At 62.6% G+C, this 16,619-nt stretch carries 6 protein-coding genes and 1 pseudogene; 6 read left to right on the top strand and 1 reads right to left on the bottom strand.

What is annotated here, in order from left to right; translation table 11 throughout:
• Positions 1–243 precede the first annotated feature (243 nt).
• The 6 genes from AC3EML_RS26550 (at position 244) to AC3EML_RS26575 (ending at position 15,410) form a co-directional block, all read left to right on the top strand.
• A complete protein-coding gene (locus AC3EML_RS26550; protein ID WP_488505350.1) occupies positions 244–11,229 on the top strand; it encodes a beta strand repeat-containing protein in 10,986 nt (3,661 codons plus the stop codon).
• 130 nt (positions 11,230–11,359) lie between these two features.
• On the top strand, positions 11,360–11,683 hold the full coding sequence (locus tag AC3EML_RS26555; RefSeq protein WP_198029281.1) for a hypothetical protein: 324 nt from the start codon (positions 11,360–11,362) through the stop codon (positions 11,681–11,683).
• Positions 11,684–11,717: 34 nt separating this feature from the next.
• Positions 11,718–12,467: a lytic transglycosylase domain-containing protein gene (locus AC3EML_RS26560; protein ID WP_352521954.1), complete on the top strand. Its 750-nt coding sequence runs from the start codon at positions 11,718–11,720 to the stop codon at positions 12,465–12,467.
• A gap of 98 nt (positions 12,468–12,565) precedes the next feature.
• Positions 12,566–13,765: an ABC transporter substrate-binding protein gene (locus AC3EML_RS26565; RefSeq protein ID WP_352521953.1), complete on the top strand. Its 1,200-nt coding sequence runs from the start codon at positions 12,566–12,568 to the stop codon at positions 13,763–13,765.
• 13 nt (positions 13,766–13,778) lie between these two features.
• Complete coding sequence (locus tag AC3EML_RS26570) at positions 13,779–14,492, top strand: thermonuclease family protein (protein WP_352521952.1); 714 nt, start codon at positions 13,779–13,781, stop codon at positions 14,490–14,492.
• A 165-nt stretch (positions 14,493–14,657) separates the two neighbouring features.
• Entirely contained in the window at positions 14,658–15,410 is a 753-nt protein-coding gene (locus AC3EML_RS26575; protein WP_023687765.1) for a GGDEF domain-containing protein, read from the top strand.
• A 240-nt stretch (positions 15,411–15,650) separates the two neighbouring features.
• Here the strand turns inward: AC3EML_RS26575 and AC3EML_RS26580 are convergent.
• Positions 15,651–16,399, bottom strand: a pseudogene (locus tag AC3EML_RS26580) (hypothetical protein).
• Positions 16,400–16,619 lie beyond the last annotated feature (220 nt).

Consider the following 16,619-nt stretch of genomic DNA (forward strand, 5'->3'; position numbering starts at 1 on the left):
GGGAATACCTATTTTGTGTAAAACTTTATTAAAATTTATACTTCTGTTTACCAATCTAGCTCAGCCGGCGGATATCAAACGAAGCGCGGCGCGGCCAATGTATATCTGATTATATCTTCCGGGTTTACCACACGTAAAAAATGCCGAGACTTGCATACCGGGATATATGAAATTGATTGCGGGACAGTTGCAAAGCAGAAGTCTTCACTGTCTCTATCCGGGAAATGCCGGAGGGGTTTGGCGATGACGACGAGTAACGATTTGGATACCGTCTCGAATTCTTGGGACGAGCACTCTTCACATGAACATGGCGGCCCGCCATCGCAGGCAGGCATCCAGGTAGCGCAGGCCGCTCAGGCGGCGCCTGCCGAGCCGGTACCGGTCGATGTCGGCAGTGGCGCACCCGTTCAGCCGGCAGCACCCGCGGAGGCGAAAGCGCCGGCGGCAGCCGCGCCGCATGAATACGTGGCCGACGCCAGCAACATCGTGAAACTTCCGGCGGACGTCTCCATCAACAACATCAAGGTCGACGGCCACAATCTGTTGCTGGAACAGGCCGACGGTTCAGTCATCCTCATCAAGGATGGCGCGCTCAACGTGCCGACCTTCATCATCGGTGATGTCGAAGTTCCGCGCGTGGCCTTGCTGGCCGCTCTTGAGGCGAGCCATGTCGATGTCGCCTTCGGTGCCGATGGTTCGATATCGGCTGGCCCCGGAGGTGCGAACCCAAGCGCGGGCGCAGACTTCTCCGTCCCCCCCGGTGGCATCGGCGACGGGTTTGACCTGTCGGCACTGTTGCCGCCCACGGCTCTGCAATTTGGGCTTCTGGATCGGCGTGAACTCTTCCCGTCTATCGTCGACAGAGGGGTTTCAGTGGTGGCCACATCATTGCTGGCCCCGGACGAGGCGGCCAGCGAAACCGGTCTTGACGCCAGCCAGGGCCAATCGCCGGGCAGCAACGCGCCGAGCAGCGAGGAAACCTCCGGTATCGGATCAATCACCATCGACGCACCGGATGGAATTGGGTCGATCGTCATCAACGGCGTCACCGTTACCGGCGTCAACCAGCAAATTCCGGGGCAGTTCGGCTACATCACGATCGTTTCCTTCGATCCGAACACCGGTGCTATCCAATATAATTACACTGTCACCGAGTCGGTTACCCATCAGAATCCAACAAACGGGTTTGATCCCAACGACACGGTTCCGGACAATTTCAGCATCACCGTCACGGATGTCGACGGCGATACGGCCAGCACAACCTTTGCCGTCGCCATCGTTGACGACGTGCCGACGGCGGTTGCCGATACCGACACTGTGACCGAAGGCGGCACGGTGAGCGGCAATGTGATCGCCGGGCTCGGCGGCGACGGCAATCCGGCCGGCGCCGACACCAAGGGTGCCGACGACGCTTCGGTGAGCGGCGCGACGGGTGCCGGGGCAACCACGGTAGTGGGTGGCGACTTCCATGTTGTTGGCCAGTACGGCACGCTGACGCTGAGCCCGGGCGGGACTTACAGCTACGTCGCCAATTCCAGCATCAGCAACGCATCGCCGGTGACGGATACCTTCACCTACACGCTGAAGGACGGCGACGGCGACACCTCGCAGACGACGCTGACCATCACCATCAACGATGGGACCGATCCGTCGGTGGTGACGAATGCGGTCATCGCGGTGGACGAAGAAGGGCTCGGCACTGTCAATGCGACCGGCAGCGCCGCCGCGACCAACGTCGAGGATGGCAGCGGAACGGTATCGTTCCATGCCGGTTCGGACAACATCACCGGGGTGGCGTTCACTTCGGTTGCCGGGATCACGGCGGACGTCAACGGGGTTGCCGGCGCCGACATCGTCTGGACGCTGGTCGGCCCGACCCAGATCATTGGTTCTATCAACGGCATCGATGCCATCCGGATCGACCTTGTCGCGCCCTCGCTGCCGATTCTGGCGGGCACGGACGGATCCGCGACAGTCAATGTGACGCTGCTCGACAACTTCCCGCATCCGGACGCGGGTGGGCAGAATCTCATCAACCTGACCGGCATCAACGTGGTCGCCACCGATACGGACGGCGATCAGGCGACCGCAACGGTTCAGGTCAATGTTACCGACGACGTGCCGACGGCTATTGCCGATACCGATGCAGTCCCGGCAGGTTCGTTTGCAACGATCGACGGCAATGTGATTGATGGCAGCGGGTCCGACGGCAACGCAGCGGGCGCGGACACCAAGGGCGCCGACGGCGCAACGGTCACTTTGATCGCCAGCGACAATCTGGGCGGGGCAGCAACGGCTGTTGGCGCTGGCACTGTGATCAATGGCCAATACGGCGTGCTGACGATCGCGGCCGATGGCTCCTACAGCTATGCTCGCGATGCAGGCTCGCCTGGGGGCCACGATGACGTATTCACCTACACGCTGACGGATGGCGACGGCGACGCATCGCAAACGACGCTGACAATATCGATCGGTGATTCGAAGCCGATCATCAGCGATCTGACACCTGAGGCAAATGGTGGCGACACTGTCGTGGACGAGAAGGGCCTGCCGGCAAGTTCGGGATCCGAGGGCTCCGGCGAGGCACAGGATCCGATCGCTCAAACTGACCAGTCAGAGATCAATTCCGGCACGTTCACGATCTCTTCGCCCGACGGAATTCTATGGCTGGAAGTGAATGGCATGGTGATCTCGGGGGCGGCGCTCGCAGACAGCGCGACGACTCCGATAAATATAACGACACCTGAAGGTAACACGCTCACCATCACCAGCTACAATGCCGCAACCGGAGAGGTGGGCTACACCTATACGCTGCTCGACAACGAGCACCATCTCGCCGCAGGTACCGATTCGATCTTTGACAACATGATCGTGACGGTGACCGACACGGACAATGATTCCGCGTCCGGCACGCTGTCGATCAAGATCATTGATGATGTTCCCTCGGTGACGATTGTCGCGGCGAGTGATGCCGGAGCCCTGCTGACGACGCAGGACGCCGACACGATCGGAGCCGCCTTCGACACGGCAAGCACGAGCTTTGCCTCGCTGTTCACAACGACCCCGGCCTATGGGGCCGACGGTCCGGGCACGACCACCGTGAGCTATGGGCTGAACCTTGTCGGCGCGGCGGGAACGGATTCGGGCCTCGACAGCAACGGCGCGAGCATCTTCCTGTACAACATCGGCGGCGTGGTCACCGGTTCGACCTCGGCGACGCAGGGCGGGGTGACCGCCGGTAACACGGTGTTCTCGCTGGCGGTCGACGGCACCGGCACGGTGACGCTGACCCAGTATGGCGAGATCGACCATGCGCTTCCGGGTGCGGGCTCGAACTATGACACCCAGCTTGCGACCCTGGGCAATGGCCTGGTCAACCTGACGGCGACCGCCCTGACCACCGATGGCGACGGCGACACGGCAACCAACAGCTCGACCATCGACCTTGGCGGCAATGTCCGCTTCGCCGATGACGGCCCCTCGGTGACGATTGTCGCGGCGAGTGATGCCGGAGCCCTGCTGACGACGCAGGACGCCGACACGATCGGAGCCGCCTTCGATACGGCAAGCACGAGCTTTGCCTCGCTGTTCACAACGACCCCGGCCTATGGGGCCGACGGTCCGGGCACGACCACCGTGAGCTATGGGCTGAACCTTGTCGGCGCGGCGGGAACGGATTCGGGCCTCGACAGCAACGGCGCGAGCATCTTCCTGTACAACATCGGCGGCGTGGTCACCGGTTCGACCTCGGCGACGCAGGGCGGGGTGACCGCCGGTAACACGGTGTTCTCGCTGGCGGTCGACGGCACCGGCACGGTGACGCTGACCCAGTATGGCGAGATCGACCATGCGCTTCCGGGTGCGGGCTCGAACTATGACACCCAGCTTGCGACCCTGGGCAATGGCCTGGTCAACCTGACGGCGACCGCCCTGACCACCGATGGCGACGGCGACACGGCAACCAACAGCTCGACCATCGACCTTGGCGGCAATGTCCGCTTCGCCGATGACGGCCCCTCGGTGACGATTGTCGCGGCGAGTGATGCCGGAGCCCTGCTGACGACGCAGGACGCCGACACGATCGGAGCCGCCTTCGACACGGCAAGCACGAGCTTTGCCTCGCTGTTCACAACGACCCCGGCCTATGGGGCCGACGGTCCGGGCACGACCACCGTGAGCTATGGGCTGAACCTTGTCGGCGCGGCGGGAACGGATTCGGGCCTCGACAGCAACGGCGCGAGCATCTTCCTGTACAACATCGGCGGCGTGGTCACCGGTTCGACCTCGGCGACGCAGGGCGGGGTGACCGCCGGTAACACGGTGTTCTCGCTGGCGGTCGACGGCACCGGCACGGTGACGCTGACCCAGTATGGCGAGATCGACCATGCGCTTCCGGGTGCGGGCTCGAACTATGACACCCAGCTTGCGACCCTGGGCAATGGCCTGGTCAACCTGACGGCGACCGCCCTGACCACCGATGGCGACGGCGACACGGCAACCAACAGCTCGACCATCGACCTTGGCGGCAATGTCCGCTTCGCCGATGACGGCCCCTCGGTGACGATTGTCGCGGCGAGTGATGCCGGAGCCCTGCTGACGACGCAGGACGCCGACACGATCGGAGCCGCCTTCGACACGGCAAGCACGAGCTTTGCCTCGCTGTTCACAACGACCCCGGCCTATGGGGCCGACGGTCCGGGCACGACCACCGTGAGCTATGGGCTGAACCTTGTCGGCGCGGCGGGAACGGATTCGGGCCTCGACAGCAACGGCGCGAGCATCTTCCTGTACAACATCGGCGGCGTGGTCACCGGTTCGACCTCGGCGACGCAGGGCGGGGTGACCGCCGGTAACACGGTGTTCTCGCTGGCGGTCGACGGCACCGGCACGGTGACGCTGACCCAGTATGGCGAGATCGACCATGCGCTTCCGGGTGCGGGCTCGAACTATGACACCCAGCTTGCGACCCTGGGCAATGGCCTGGTCAACCTGACGGCGACCGCCCTGACCACCGATGGCGACGGCGACACGGCAACCAACAGCTCGACCATCGACCTTGGCGGCAATGTCCGCTTCGCCGATGACGGCCCCTCGGTGACGATTGTCGCGGCGAGTGATGCCGGAGCCCTGCTGACGACGCAGGACGCCGACACGATCGGAGCCGCCTTCGACACGGCAAGCACGAGCTTTGCCTCGCTGTTCACAACGACCCCGGCCTATGGGGCCGACGGTCCGGGCACGACCACCGTGAGCTATGGGCTGAACCTTGTCGGCGCGGCGGGAACGGATTCGGGCCTCGACAGCAACGGCGCGAGCATCTTCCTGTACAACATCGGCGGCGTGGTCACCGGTTCGACCTCGGCGACGCAGGGCGGGGTGACCGCCGGTAACACGGTGTTCTCGCTGGCGGTCGACGGCACCGGCACGGTGACGCTGACCCAGTATGGCGAGATCGACCATGCGCTTCCGGGTGCGGGCTCGAACTATGACACCCAGCTTGCGACCCTGGGCAATGGCCTGGTCAACCTGACGGCGACCGCCCTGACCACCGATGGCGACGGCGACACGGCAACCAACAGCTCGACCATCGACCTTGGCGGCAATGTCCGCTTCGCCGATGACGGCCCCTCGGTGACGATTGTCGCGGCGAGTGATGCCGGAGCCCTGCTGACGACGCAGGACGCCGACACGATCGGAGCCGCCTTCGACACGGCAAGCACGAGCTTTGCCTCGCTGTTCACAACGACCCCGGCCTATGGGGCCGACGGTCCGGGCACGACCACCGTGAGCTATGGGCTGAACCTTGTCGGCGCGGCGGGAACGGATTCGGGCCTCGACAGCAACGGCGCGAGCATCTTCCTGTACAACATCGGCGGCGTGGTCACCGGTTCGACCTCGGCGACGCAGGGCGGGGTGACCGCCGGTAACACGGTGTTCTCGCTGGCGGTCGACGGCACCGGCACGGTGACGCTGACCCAGTATGGCGAGATCGACCATGCGCTTCCGGGTGCGGGCTCGAACTATGACACCCAGCTTGCGACCCTGGGCAATGGCCTGGTCAACCTGACGGCGACCGCCCTGACCACCGATGGCGACGGCGACACGGCAACCAACAGCTCGACCATCGACCTTGGCGGCAATGTCCGCTTCGCCGATGACGGCCCCTCGGTGACGATTGTCGCGGCGAGTGATGCCGGAGCCCTGCTGACGACGCAGGACGCCGACACGATCGGAGCCGCCTTCGACACGGCAAGCACGAGCTTTGCCTCGCTGTTCACAACGACCCCGGCCTATGGGGCCGACGGTCCGGGCACGACCACCGTGAGCTATGGGCTGAACCTTGTCGGCGCGGCGGGAACGGATTCGGGCCTCGACAGCAACGGCGCGAGCATCTTCCTGTACAACATCGGCGGCGTGGTCACCGGTTCGACCTCGGCGACGCAGGGCGGGGTGACCGCCGGTAACACGGTGTTCTCGCTGGCGGTCGACGGCACCGGCACGGTGACGCTGACCCAGTATGGCGAGATCGACCATGCGCTTCCGGGTGCGGGCTCGAACTATGACACCCAGCTTGCGACCCTGGGCAATGGCCTGGTCAACCTGACGGCGACCGCCCTGACCACCGATGGCGACGGCGACACGGCAACCAACAGCTCGACCATCGACCTTGGCGGCAATGTCCGCTTCGCCGATGACGGCCCCTCGGTGACGATTGTCGCGGCGAGTGATGCCGGAGCCCTGCTGACGACGCAGGACGCCGACACGATCGGAGCCGCCTTCGACACGGCAAGCACGAGCTTTGCCTCGCTGTTCACAACGACCCCGGCCTATGGGGCCGACGGTCCGGGCACGACCACCGTGAGCTATGGGCTGAACCTTGTCGGCGCGGCGGGAACGGATTCGGGCCTCGACAGCAACGGCGCGAGCATCTTCCTGTACAACATCGGCGGCGTGGTCACCGGTTCGACCTCGGCGACGCAGGGCGGGGTGACCGCCGGTAACACGGTGTTCTCGCTGGCGGTCGACGGCACCGGCACGGTGACGCTGACCCAGTATGGCGAGATCGACCATGCGCTTCCGGGTGCGGGCTCGAACTATGACACCCAGCTTGCGACCCTGGGCAATGGCCTGGTCAACCTGACGGCGACCGCCCTGACCACCGATGGCGACGGCGACACGGCAACCAACAGCTCGACCATCGACCTTGGCGGCAATGTCCGCTTCGCCGATGACGGCCCCTCGGTGACGATTGTCGCGGCGAGTGATGCCGGAGCCCTGCTGACGACGCAGGACGCCGACACGATCGGAGCCGCCTTCGACACGGCAAGCACGAGCTTTGCCTCGCTGTTCACAACGACCCCGGCCTATGGGGCCGACGGTCCGGGCACGACCACCGTGAGCTATGGGCTGAACCTTGTCGGCGCGGCGGGAACGGATTCGGGCCTCGACAGCAACGGCGCGAGCATCTTCCTGTACAACATCGGCGGCGTGGTCACCGGTTCGACCTCGGCGACGCAGGGCGGGGTGACCGCCGGTAACACGGTGTTCTCGCTGGCGGTCGACGGCACCGGCACGGTGACGCTGACCCAGTATGGCGAGATCGACCATGCGCTTCCGGGTGCGGGCTCGAACTATGACACCCAGCTTGCGACCCTGGGCAATGGCCTGGTCAACCTGACGGCGACCGCCCTGACCACCGATGGCGACGGCGACACGGCAACCAACAGCTCGACCATCGACCTTGGCGGCAATGTCCGCTTCGCCGATGACGGCCCCTCGGTGACGATTGTCGCGGCGAGTGATGCCGGAGCCCTGCTGACGACGCAGGACGCCGACACGATCGGAGCCGCCTTCGACACGGCAAGCACGAGCTTTGCCTCGCTGTTCACAACGACCCCGGCCTATGGGGCCGACGGTCCGGGCACGACCACCGTGAGCTATGGGCTGAACCTTGTCGGCGCGGCGGGAACGGATTCGGGCCTCGACAGCAACGGCGCGAGCATCTTCCTGTACAACATCGGCGGCGTGGTCACCGGTTCGACCTCGGCGACGCAGGGCGGGGTGACCGCCGGTAACACGGTGTTCTCGCTGGCGGTCGACGGCACCGGCACGGTGACGCTGACCCAGTATGGCGAGATCGACCATGCGCTTCCGGGTGCGGGCTCGAACTATGACACCCAGCTTGCGACCCTGGGCAATGGCCTGGTCAACCTGACGGCGACCGCCCTGACCACCGATGGCGACGGCGACACGGCAACCAACAGCTCGACCATCGACCTTGGCGGCAATGTCCGCTTCGCCGATGACGGCCCCTCGGTGACGATTGTCGCGGCGAGTGATGCCGGAGCCCTGCTGACGACGCAGGACGCCGACACGATCGGAGCCGCCTTCGACACGGCAAGCACGAGCTTTGCCTCGCTGTTCACAACGACCCCGGCCTATGGGGCCGACGGTCCGGGCACGACCACCGTGAGCTATGGGCTGAACCTTGTCGGCGCGGCGGGAACGGATTCGGGCCTCGACAGCAACGGCGCGAGCATCTTCCTGTACAACATCGGCGGCGTGGTCACCGGTTCGACCTCGGCGACGCAGGGCGGGGTGACCGCCGGTAACACGGTGTTCTCGCTGGCGGTCGACGGCACCGGCACGGTGACGCTGACCCAGTATGGCGAGATCGACCATGCGCTTCCGGGTGCGGGCTCGAACTATGACACCCAGCTTGCGACCCTGGGCAATGGCCTGGTCAACCTGACGGCGACCGCCCTGACCACCGATGGCGACGGCGACACGGCAACCAACAGCTCGACCATCGACCTTGGCGGCAATGTCCGCTTCGCCGATGACGGCCCGTCTTTGAGCGTCGATGATATAGCCGTCAATAGGATTGCTGGTGCAATCACCTCCGGACATTACGACTTTGCAGTCGGTGCTGACGATTCTACTTTTGCTGGCTCGTTTGGATCTGGCGCTCTTGCTTGGACCAATAAGGGAGACGATTTCACTTTCCAACTGAAATCCGGTACCACCGCCACCTACGAAGCGACCTATGATGACGGTGGAACCACGAAGACCTTTTTCGAAATCACGATAAAGGACGATGGCACCTATGACTTCCACCTGATTACTGCTGCACCTTCGCTCACAGTTTCGAGCGGATCGCTGTTCAGTGGCATCTCTGGCGGGTCCAATCTGTCGAGCTACACATTCGCGGCATCTAACTTCGGCGGTGCATTTTCCCTGGTACTGACTGCTACGAAAGAGGACGGCAACGATGCAGGATCGGACCCAGACCCTGCCACGTTGACGATTTCATCGACCGAACTCGGTATTAACGGCAATAGTATCCAGGAGGGTTTCGACGAAACTCTGCGACTGGACGTCCAGCAGCAAGCTGGTTTCCAAAACTCGACATTGAGCTCTCTTTCGATTGGCGTTGCCTCAACCGGAAGCTTGGCTGCTGGCGACGACTTTCAAATTCAAGTCTTTTACACGAATGGGACGTCGGTCACTACGCCGGTAAATTACGACGGAAGCGGTACGGTCAGTTTTGATATCGACAGCAGCCTGACTGTCGACTACGTGGAATTCAAAGCCACAACGAACAACGTCAACTTCAAAATTACTGGCATTTCCCTAGAATATACCACGACTGTGGACCCAGCCGACAATGTGCTGCAGTTCCAACTGACCGGCAAAGACGGCGACGGCGATACGGCCACCGATGGCTTCACTGTCAATGTTATGGCTGGCACCGATGGCAACGACACAATCGCCACCGGCAGCACAGACGATCAAGTTTCGGGGGGAGCCGGTAATGACAAATTGAATGGTGGTGCAGGCAATGATCTTCTTTTCGGGGGCGATGGAAATGACATCCTCATCGGCGGCGTCGGCAACGACACTCTGACTGGCGGCACCGGTGTTGATCAGTTCCGGATGGCGACGAACACCGGAATGGACACCATCAAGGACTTCGTTGTCGGCACCGACAAGATCGGCTTGCTGGATACCGGCTCGACCGGAACCGGAAGCGTCAATTTCGTCAATACGACCGGAACCTCTGCGGGCAACGCGCTCAATGTCAGCGACTTCGCAATCCGGGCCTCGATCTCCAGTCTCACGGCTGGCGACTCGGCGCATATCGTTAGAATCGACGCGGCACAGACGTCGGCGCAAATAGCGGCAGCAACAGCCGCCGTGGCAGCCAACACCTACGTGCTTGTCTTCAACTCGACCACCGGGCACGGCGAACTCTGGTTCGATACGAATTGGAGCGACGCTACTGGCCGCACACAGGTCGCAACCTTCGACAACATCACCACGATCACGCAGCTGACTACGCTTACCAGCACGGATTTCGTCGTCTACAACAGCGCAACCGACCCCATCATCCTCGACCTCAACCATGACGGCTTCGCCTTCTCCGACCTCAGCCACGGTGTCCAGTTCGACATCAACGGCGACGGAGTGAAGGACCAGGTTGCCTGGAACACGTCGAACGACGGCGTGCTGGCCATCGACCTCAACCATGACGGCAGAGTCGACGACGGCACTGAACTGTTCACGCCGAGCTTCGGCGGCGGCCACTTCGCCAGCGGCGCGGCGGCACTTGCCTCGCTCGACAGCAACCATGACGGCGTCATCGACCACGGCGACGCGGCATTCGACAGCCTGCTGATCTGGAAAGACGCCAACGCCAACGGCATAAGCGACGCCGGGGAGTTGTCGAACCTCGCCCATAACGATATTACTTCGATCAGCACGACAACGACCTCCGCTGTCGGCGAAATCGATGGGCAGACCGTGACCGGCAACGGAACCTTCCAGATGGCCGACGGGACGACCGGCAACTACGTCGAGGTCGAGCTCGACACTTCGCTCGCCGCCCCGGCGCAGCCGCCCATCGCCTCCGACGGCAGCAAGACCTTTGCCATCGGCTCGCTCGAGGTCGCCGACCTGATCGCCGACTTCCACGATGGCGACAAGATCGATCTTTCCTCCTTGCTCAAGGGCCTTGCCGGCGTCACCGATCTCGTAGGCGGCGGTTTCGTGGAGATCGCGCAGTCCTCGGCCAATGCGGCCAATGCCGAGGTCAAGGTCGATACCGACGGCGGCGGCGACAACTATCATACGGTCGCCGTGCTGGAGAACTACACATTCCACAGCGCTGCCGATGCGGTTAAAATACTCTACGATGACAGCCACGGCACCAAGACGGACGTGGCCTAGCATTTTGCAGCCAAATGGGAACATTTGGCGTTCGCATAAATGCGGCAGAACAAATGACAAGGGCGAAAGGGACGGGGTGAGGAGCATGAACAGAATTTTGCGAGTGGCTTTCGGGGCCGGGCTGCTGTCGATGTGCGCGACAGGACTTCAGGCCGCCGACATCATCGACGGGCCGGTGGCCGACCATTGCCGGACCGTCGGCACATCGAACCTGGTGTTGAACGACAACATCGTCGATCTCAAGGTCCAGGTGGTCAAGCTGATGGACGAGTCGGTGGCCGTCGCCAACAGCTCGGAATGGATCAATTCGTCCCGCCCCGCCTTCGTCTGGGCGTCGGAAGCCAAGGTCGCCTGCGGCATGGCCTATGGCTACCTCAAGACGAACTACAAGGACGAGGACACGCTCAACAAGTGCGAGTGCTTCCACGACCGCATGGTCGAGTACATGAACTGACCGAAAGGGATCAAGTCGCGCCGACAGGCTGACGATGATCGCCCGTGGAAGATTGTCGAGAGCGATTGCCGGAGCGATCGCACTGGCCGTTTTTGCCCCTGAAGCCCGTGCCAACTGGCTGGAACGACCTGCCCTCGAGCAGCAAGCTCCGTCCGGCTTGACGCGGCCGGTTCGCTGCGATTTCGCTCCGGAATGGACGCGCGAGACATTCAATGCGTTCGCGACGTGCCAGGCATCGCTCTACGGCCTGGAGCCGGTGCTGGCGCACGCGGTGATGGAGATCGAAAGCGGATTCGATCCCGATGTGCACGGCGCCGATGGTGAAGTCGGGTTGATGCAAGTGATGCCGGCGACGGCGCGAATGCTTGGCTTTCGCGGTTCGCTCGACGAACTCGCGGTCCCTGCGACCAACATCGCGCTCGGCGTCAGATATCTGGCGCAGGCAAACAGCCTTGCCGAAGGCGATCTTTGCACGACCGTCATGAAATATCGCGCCGGGCACGGTGAAACCCGGTTCTCCGAACTTTCGGTCCGCTACTGCCGGCATGCGCGCGCAATCCTGGCGAGAGAAGGTTTTGCGGTGGCCGGCCCGCTACCGGTGGCGACGTTCGGATTCTCCGCATTCCCGACAGCAGGAGACGATGGTGCCCCTGCCCCGGCGAGGCGGATTTGTGTGCGCCGACTGTTCGTGCCGGGCCCGCGATACATGAAATGCACGGACTATCGAAGCGCCGGGCAAGCCAGAATGATCAAGGCGCTCCGGGCAAAACTTTTCGACGGCTGAGCCATAATCCAGCAATTGCAAAGACGGCGAGGCAAGTCTGCCGTAAGATGAACGGATGAGACCGGGACAAATACCCGGCGGGATATGAGGGAGGCATCATGGATTCTGGCCGGCAGCGACACGGTTCGTGGACGTGGGCGATCGTCTTTGCGTTAGCGGGCATAGTGTCGGGCTGCCAGTCGAAAGGCAGCGTCTCGGACGCGCTCGACCAGGCGGCGATCGCCGCACCCGGAGCGCCGGCCGCCGGCACCGCTGCCAGCCCGGCCCAAGCCACGCGATCGCTCGGCACCGGGTCGACGAAGGTCACGATGCTGCTGCCTTTGTCGGCCCCGGGAGTCGCCGGCGAAAACGGCCGGAAGATGCTCGATGCGACCAAGCTGGCGATGGCCGACCTTGGAAATGTCCTGCTCACGGTCACGGTCGAGGACACCAAGGGCGACAGCGCGCACGCCAGCGAATTGGCTGTGAAGGCGATCACCACTGGAACCAAGATCGTCATCGGCCCGGTCGAACTCGCGGCCGCGCAGCACATAGCCAAGCTCTCGGGATCGAAGCGACCGCCGGTGCTGGCGCTGGCCGACAATTTCGCCGGCGGCCCGGGCGTCTATGCGGTGCGCCTCAACGAGGCCGACAGCGCGGCCGCGGGCGCAGCCGGCCTGGCGGCCAAAGGCAGCAAGAAGTTCGTGTTGCTCGTTGCGGCAGGAGCGAATGCCGGCGCGGTTGAAAAGCGGGTCGCCAACAGCCTCAGCATCTATGGCGCGACGCTCGCCGTCACCATTCCGTATCCGGCCGGCGATGGCGGCACCAAAGTGGTCAATGATATGGGCTCGCTGGTCGAGGCTCCCGATGCCATCATCATCGCCAGCGGCGACGACAATCCGGCGCAGATCCTTGCGGCGCTCAAAACGAAAGGCATTCCTGGAAAAGCAATTGCCGTCGTTGGAACCAACCGCTGGCTGGAACATCCGATGGAGCCGCTGTTTGAAGGCTCCTACATCGCCACGCTCGACCCAACCGAAACCGGCCCGATCGCCGACCGCTTCAAGACGACCTACAATTATCCAGCCGACGCCAATGTCGCCTACGCCTATGATATGGTCGCCCTGACAGCAGGAATTGCAAGTTCGGCCGGGCCTGACGGCTTCAGCAAGCAGGTGCTCGAGAATCGGAGCGGATTTCGCGGATCGACCGGCCTGTTCCGGTTTCGGGCGGATGGCTCCAGTGAGCGATCCATGCCCTTCTATCAGGTTCAAAAGGGTGCACTCAAGCTGGTCGCCAAATCGACATCGGGGTATTGAGGGGCAAGGAACCTTGCTTGAGTTGATGGGCTGGCTGAGGCACAATCGCTTGATATTGCTCGGAAGCCTGCTCCTCCTGGCCGGGGTCTTGTTGATCATGCGGGCCGCCGATCTGCTTCCCATCGATCGGCCGATACCAGCGTCGCGTCAATCCATCGACGATAGCCAGCCACTGCGACCAATTGCGACCGTCGCCAATACGCCATGGCGAGGACGGGCACGCAAGATTGCTCAGGACCTTATCGCGCCGCCACAGCTTGATCCGGCGCAAATCGAACGGGTCGAGCCGCGCCCGCCGCTCAGCGACCTTGGTCTGGCTTCGCCTGCAGGGATGCGAATGCCAAAGGATTGGAAAGAGGTCCTGCTGTACCAACCGGTTGCCACCTCGTCGGCAACCTTCGAATCGATGGGGCGCAAGGTAGCCATCAGCGGGATCCAAGGCATTGACCTGGATGAGACCTGTTCCTTTCGTGGCATCGCCTGGCCTTGCGGCCAGCGTGCGCGCGCGACGTTCAATTCCTGGCTGCGCGGCCGGGCGCTGAAATGCGTCGTGCCGCCGGAAATCGATCGTTTTGCCATTGCGGCACCGTGCAGCTTGGGCAAGCAGGATGTCGGCGCCTGGCTTGTATCCAATGGCTGGGCGACGGCCCTGGCGAGTGGCATCTACGGCAAGGCGGAGGCAGTGGCCAGAGACGCGCAGATGGGGATATTCGGTCCGCCGCAATAGCCGATAATTCGGTGTCGTTGCTTTTGCCGCCGTAGCCTTGCTTTTGAAGGGCTGATTTCGGGCCGATGGTAGGTGATTGCGCCATTACTAAAATTGTATGTTTCCTCGAAACTGAAAGTGCAGCACCTTGGCCTTATGACAGCCGATCAGGCGGGAGATTGGCTAATGATGACACCAATGGCGAATAGCTCGCCCCGGCAATGGAAAGATATCGCATGGCTGACTGCCCTGGGATCGGCGGGAATTCTGCTCCTCTCGGTTGGCCTAAATTATCTGCTTCTGTTCTCGGAAGCCTTGACGCCCTTCGGCCGCAGCATGGTCACTGCGATCCTGTTGCCGGTCATCGTCGGTGGCCCACTTTTCCTGTTCATTGGACTGCAGCGGACCGAGCTCGTCCGTTATCGAAGAGAACTCAACAAGTCGGCGACCTTTGACAGCCTGACAGGCTGCCTCAACCGGACAGTCTTCACGTCGATGGTTGAAAGGAGAGCAACCAGGCCGGAATCGTCTGGTCCAAGATCTGGCGCCTTCCTGGTCATTCATCCCGAACACATCAGGTCCATCAATCTGCGCTTCGGCCTTGGCTGGGGTGACGAAGCCTTGCGGCTCATAGCCTCGACCATCCAGTCATCGGTACGCAAGGAAGATCTGGTGGGCCGGATCGGAACCTCCATGTTCGGGGTCTTTCTGCCCGGTGCGACAGAAGACGACGCCAGGGAGATCGGCGACCGTATCCGGGCGCGCGTGGCCCAAGCCTATTTCGCGCCAAAAGGAACCGCGGACACGCTGACCATCAGCGTCGGCGGCGTGGTGTTTGAAAACGAGTTGGAATTCGAGGACATGTTCCGATCGGCGGAATCGCTGTTATCCGGCGTCGAACGCCAGCCCGGATTTCAATTGTCGCACCTCCACAACTAGCTGAAACAAGTCGTTGCCGGAGGAACACCGCCGCAAATGTCTTGCCGCACGGCTGCGGCAGCGATCATCTTGGCCCTTGTTGCCAAACCGGACGATTGACCCATGGGCGGTTTCAACCCGTGGGAGGTCTGGTTCCTGACGGTGCTGACGGCATCGCCGCGCATCGCTGGCAGTATTTGCCGGACCGACCAAGTTCTGGTTGCCGCTGGTTGCAGCAACCTTGATCGCCTTGATGGCCGGCTATCGGACCATGCTGCTGCCGCCGAACTCCTGACAGGTCGAGACACCCGCCGCGCGAGTAGCATCAGGTTCGGCGCTCAGGGTACGAGCGACAAAGCTTGAGGCACACAGATGCTGGACCCCCACGGCTCTCTCTTCATCGGTGGGGATCACAAGCGCGTCGACGTCGGAACCAGCAAGGCTGATGACCTCGTCGCCTCGCCCATTCAGCTTGTGGTCGATATTAACCGCAAGCCAGCCGGCCACAGCCCCGGCCCTCTCTCGAATATATGGCGCGTTTTGGCGTATGCCTGCCTTGAACACCAGCGTGTCCAGTCCGCCTATCGCAGCGGCCAGCGACCCGATCTCGCGTGCGATACGATAGACGAAGAGATCGACTGCTTCGGCGGCAAGAGGATCATCGGAGTCGATTAGCGTCCGCATATCACCGGATATCCCCGACACTCCGAGCAGGCCGGATTGCTCGTAGAGAAGGGTGACCAATCGTCCGTCTGCAGCTTCCGGTCATTCAGCAAATGGAGGGTGACGCCAGGATTGAGCGCGCCGCAACGCGTGCTCATGACGAGGCCGTCCAATGTCGAAAACCCAACACTTATTCCAGCATTCATGGCGCACAGACTGGCACCGCTGCCGAGATGGGCGACGATCACCTTGCCGCCAGCTGCGGGTCCGTAGCGGGTCCGAAGCTGCGAAGCGATATGGCTATAGGTAAGCCCGTGAAACCCATAGGAAATGCCGGCATCGGTCATCGCATGCGGAAGGCCATAGATCTTGGCGATCCGAGGCCGAGCGTATTCTTATGGATGACGATCTGGATGCGCCCAGGTAGTCGTCTTCATACGTGTCCTCGCCATACGGAGTTCAGAACCCGCCTAATTGCACGTGGTTGCCGCCGATTACCGCACGCATCGTTGCAGGTTCTTTCGAGACCGGGAGGCTTAGCTACTGTGACAGGCGCCAACGAAAGAC

The organism is Mesorhizobium sp. P170090, from assembly GCF_057786115.1.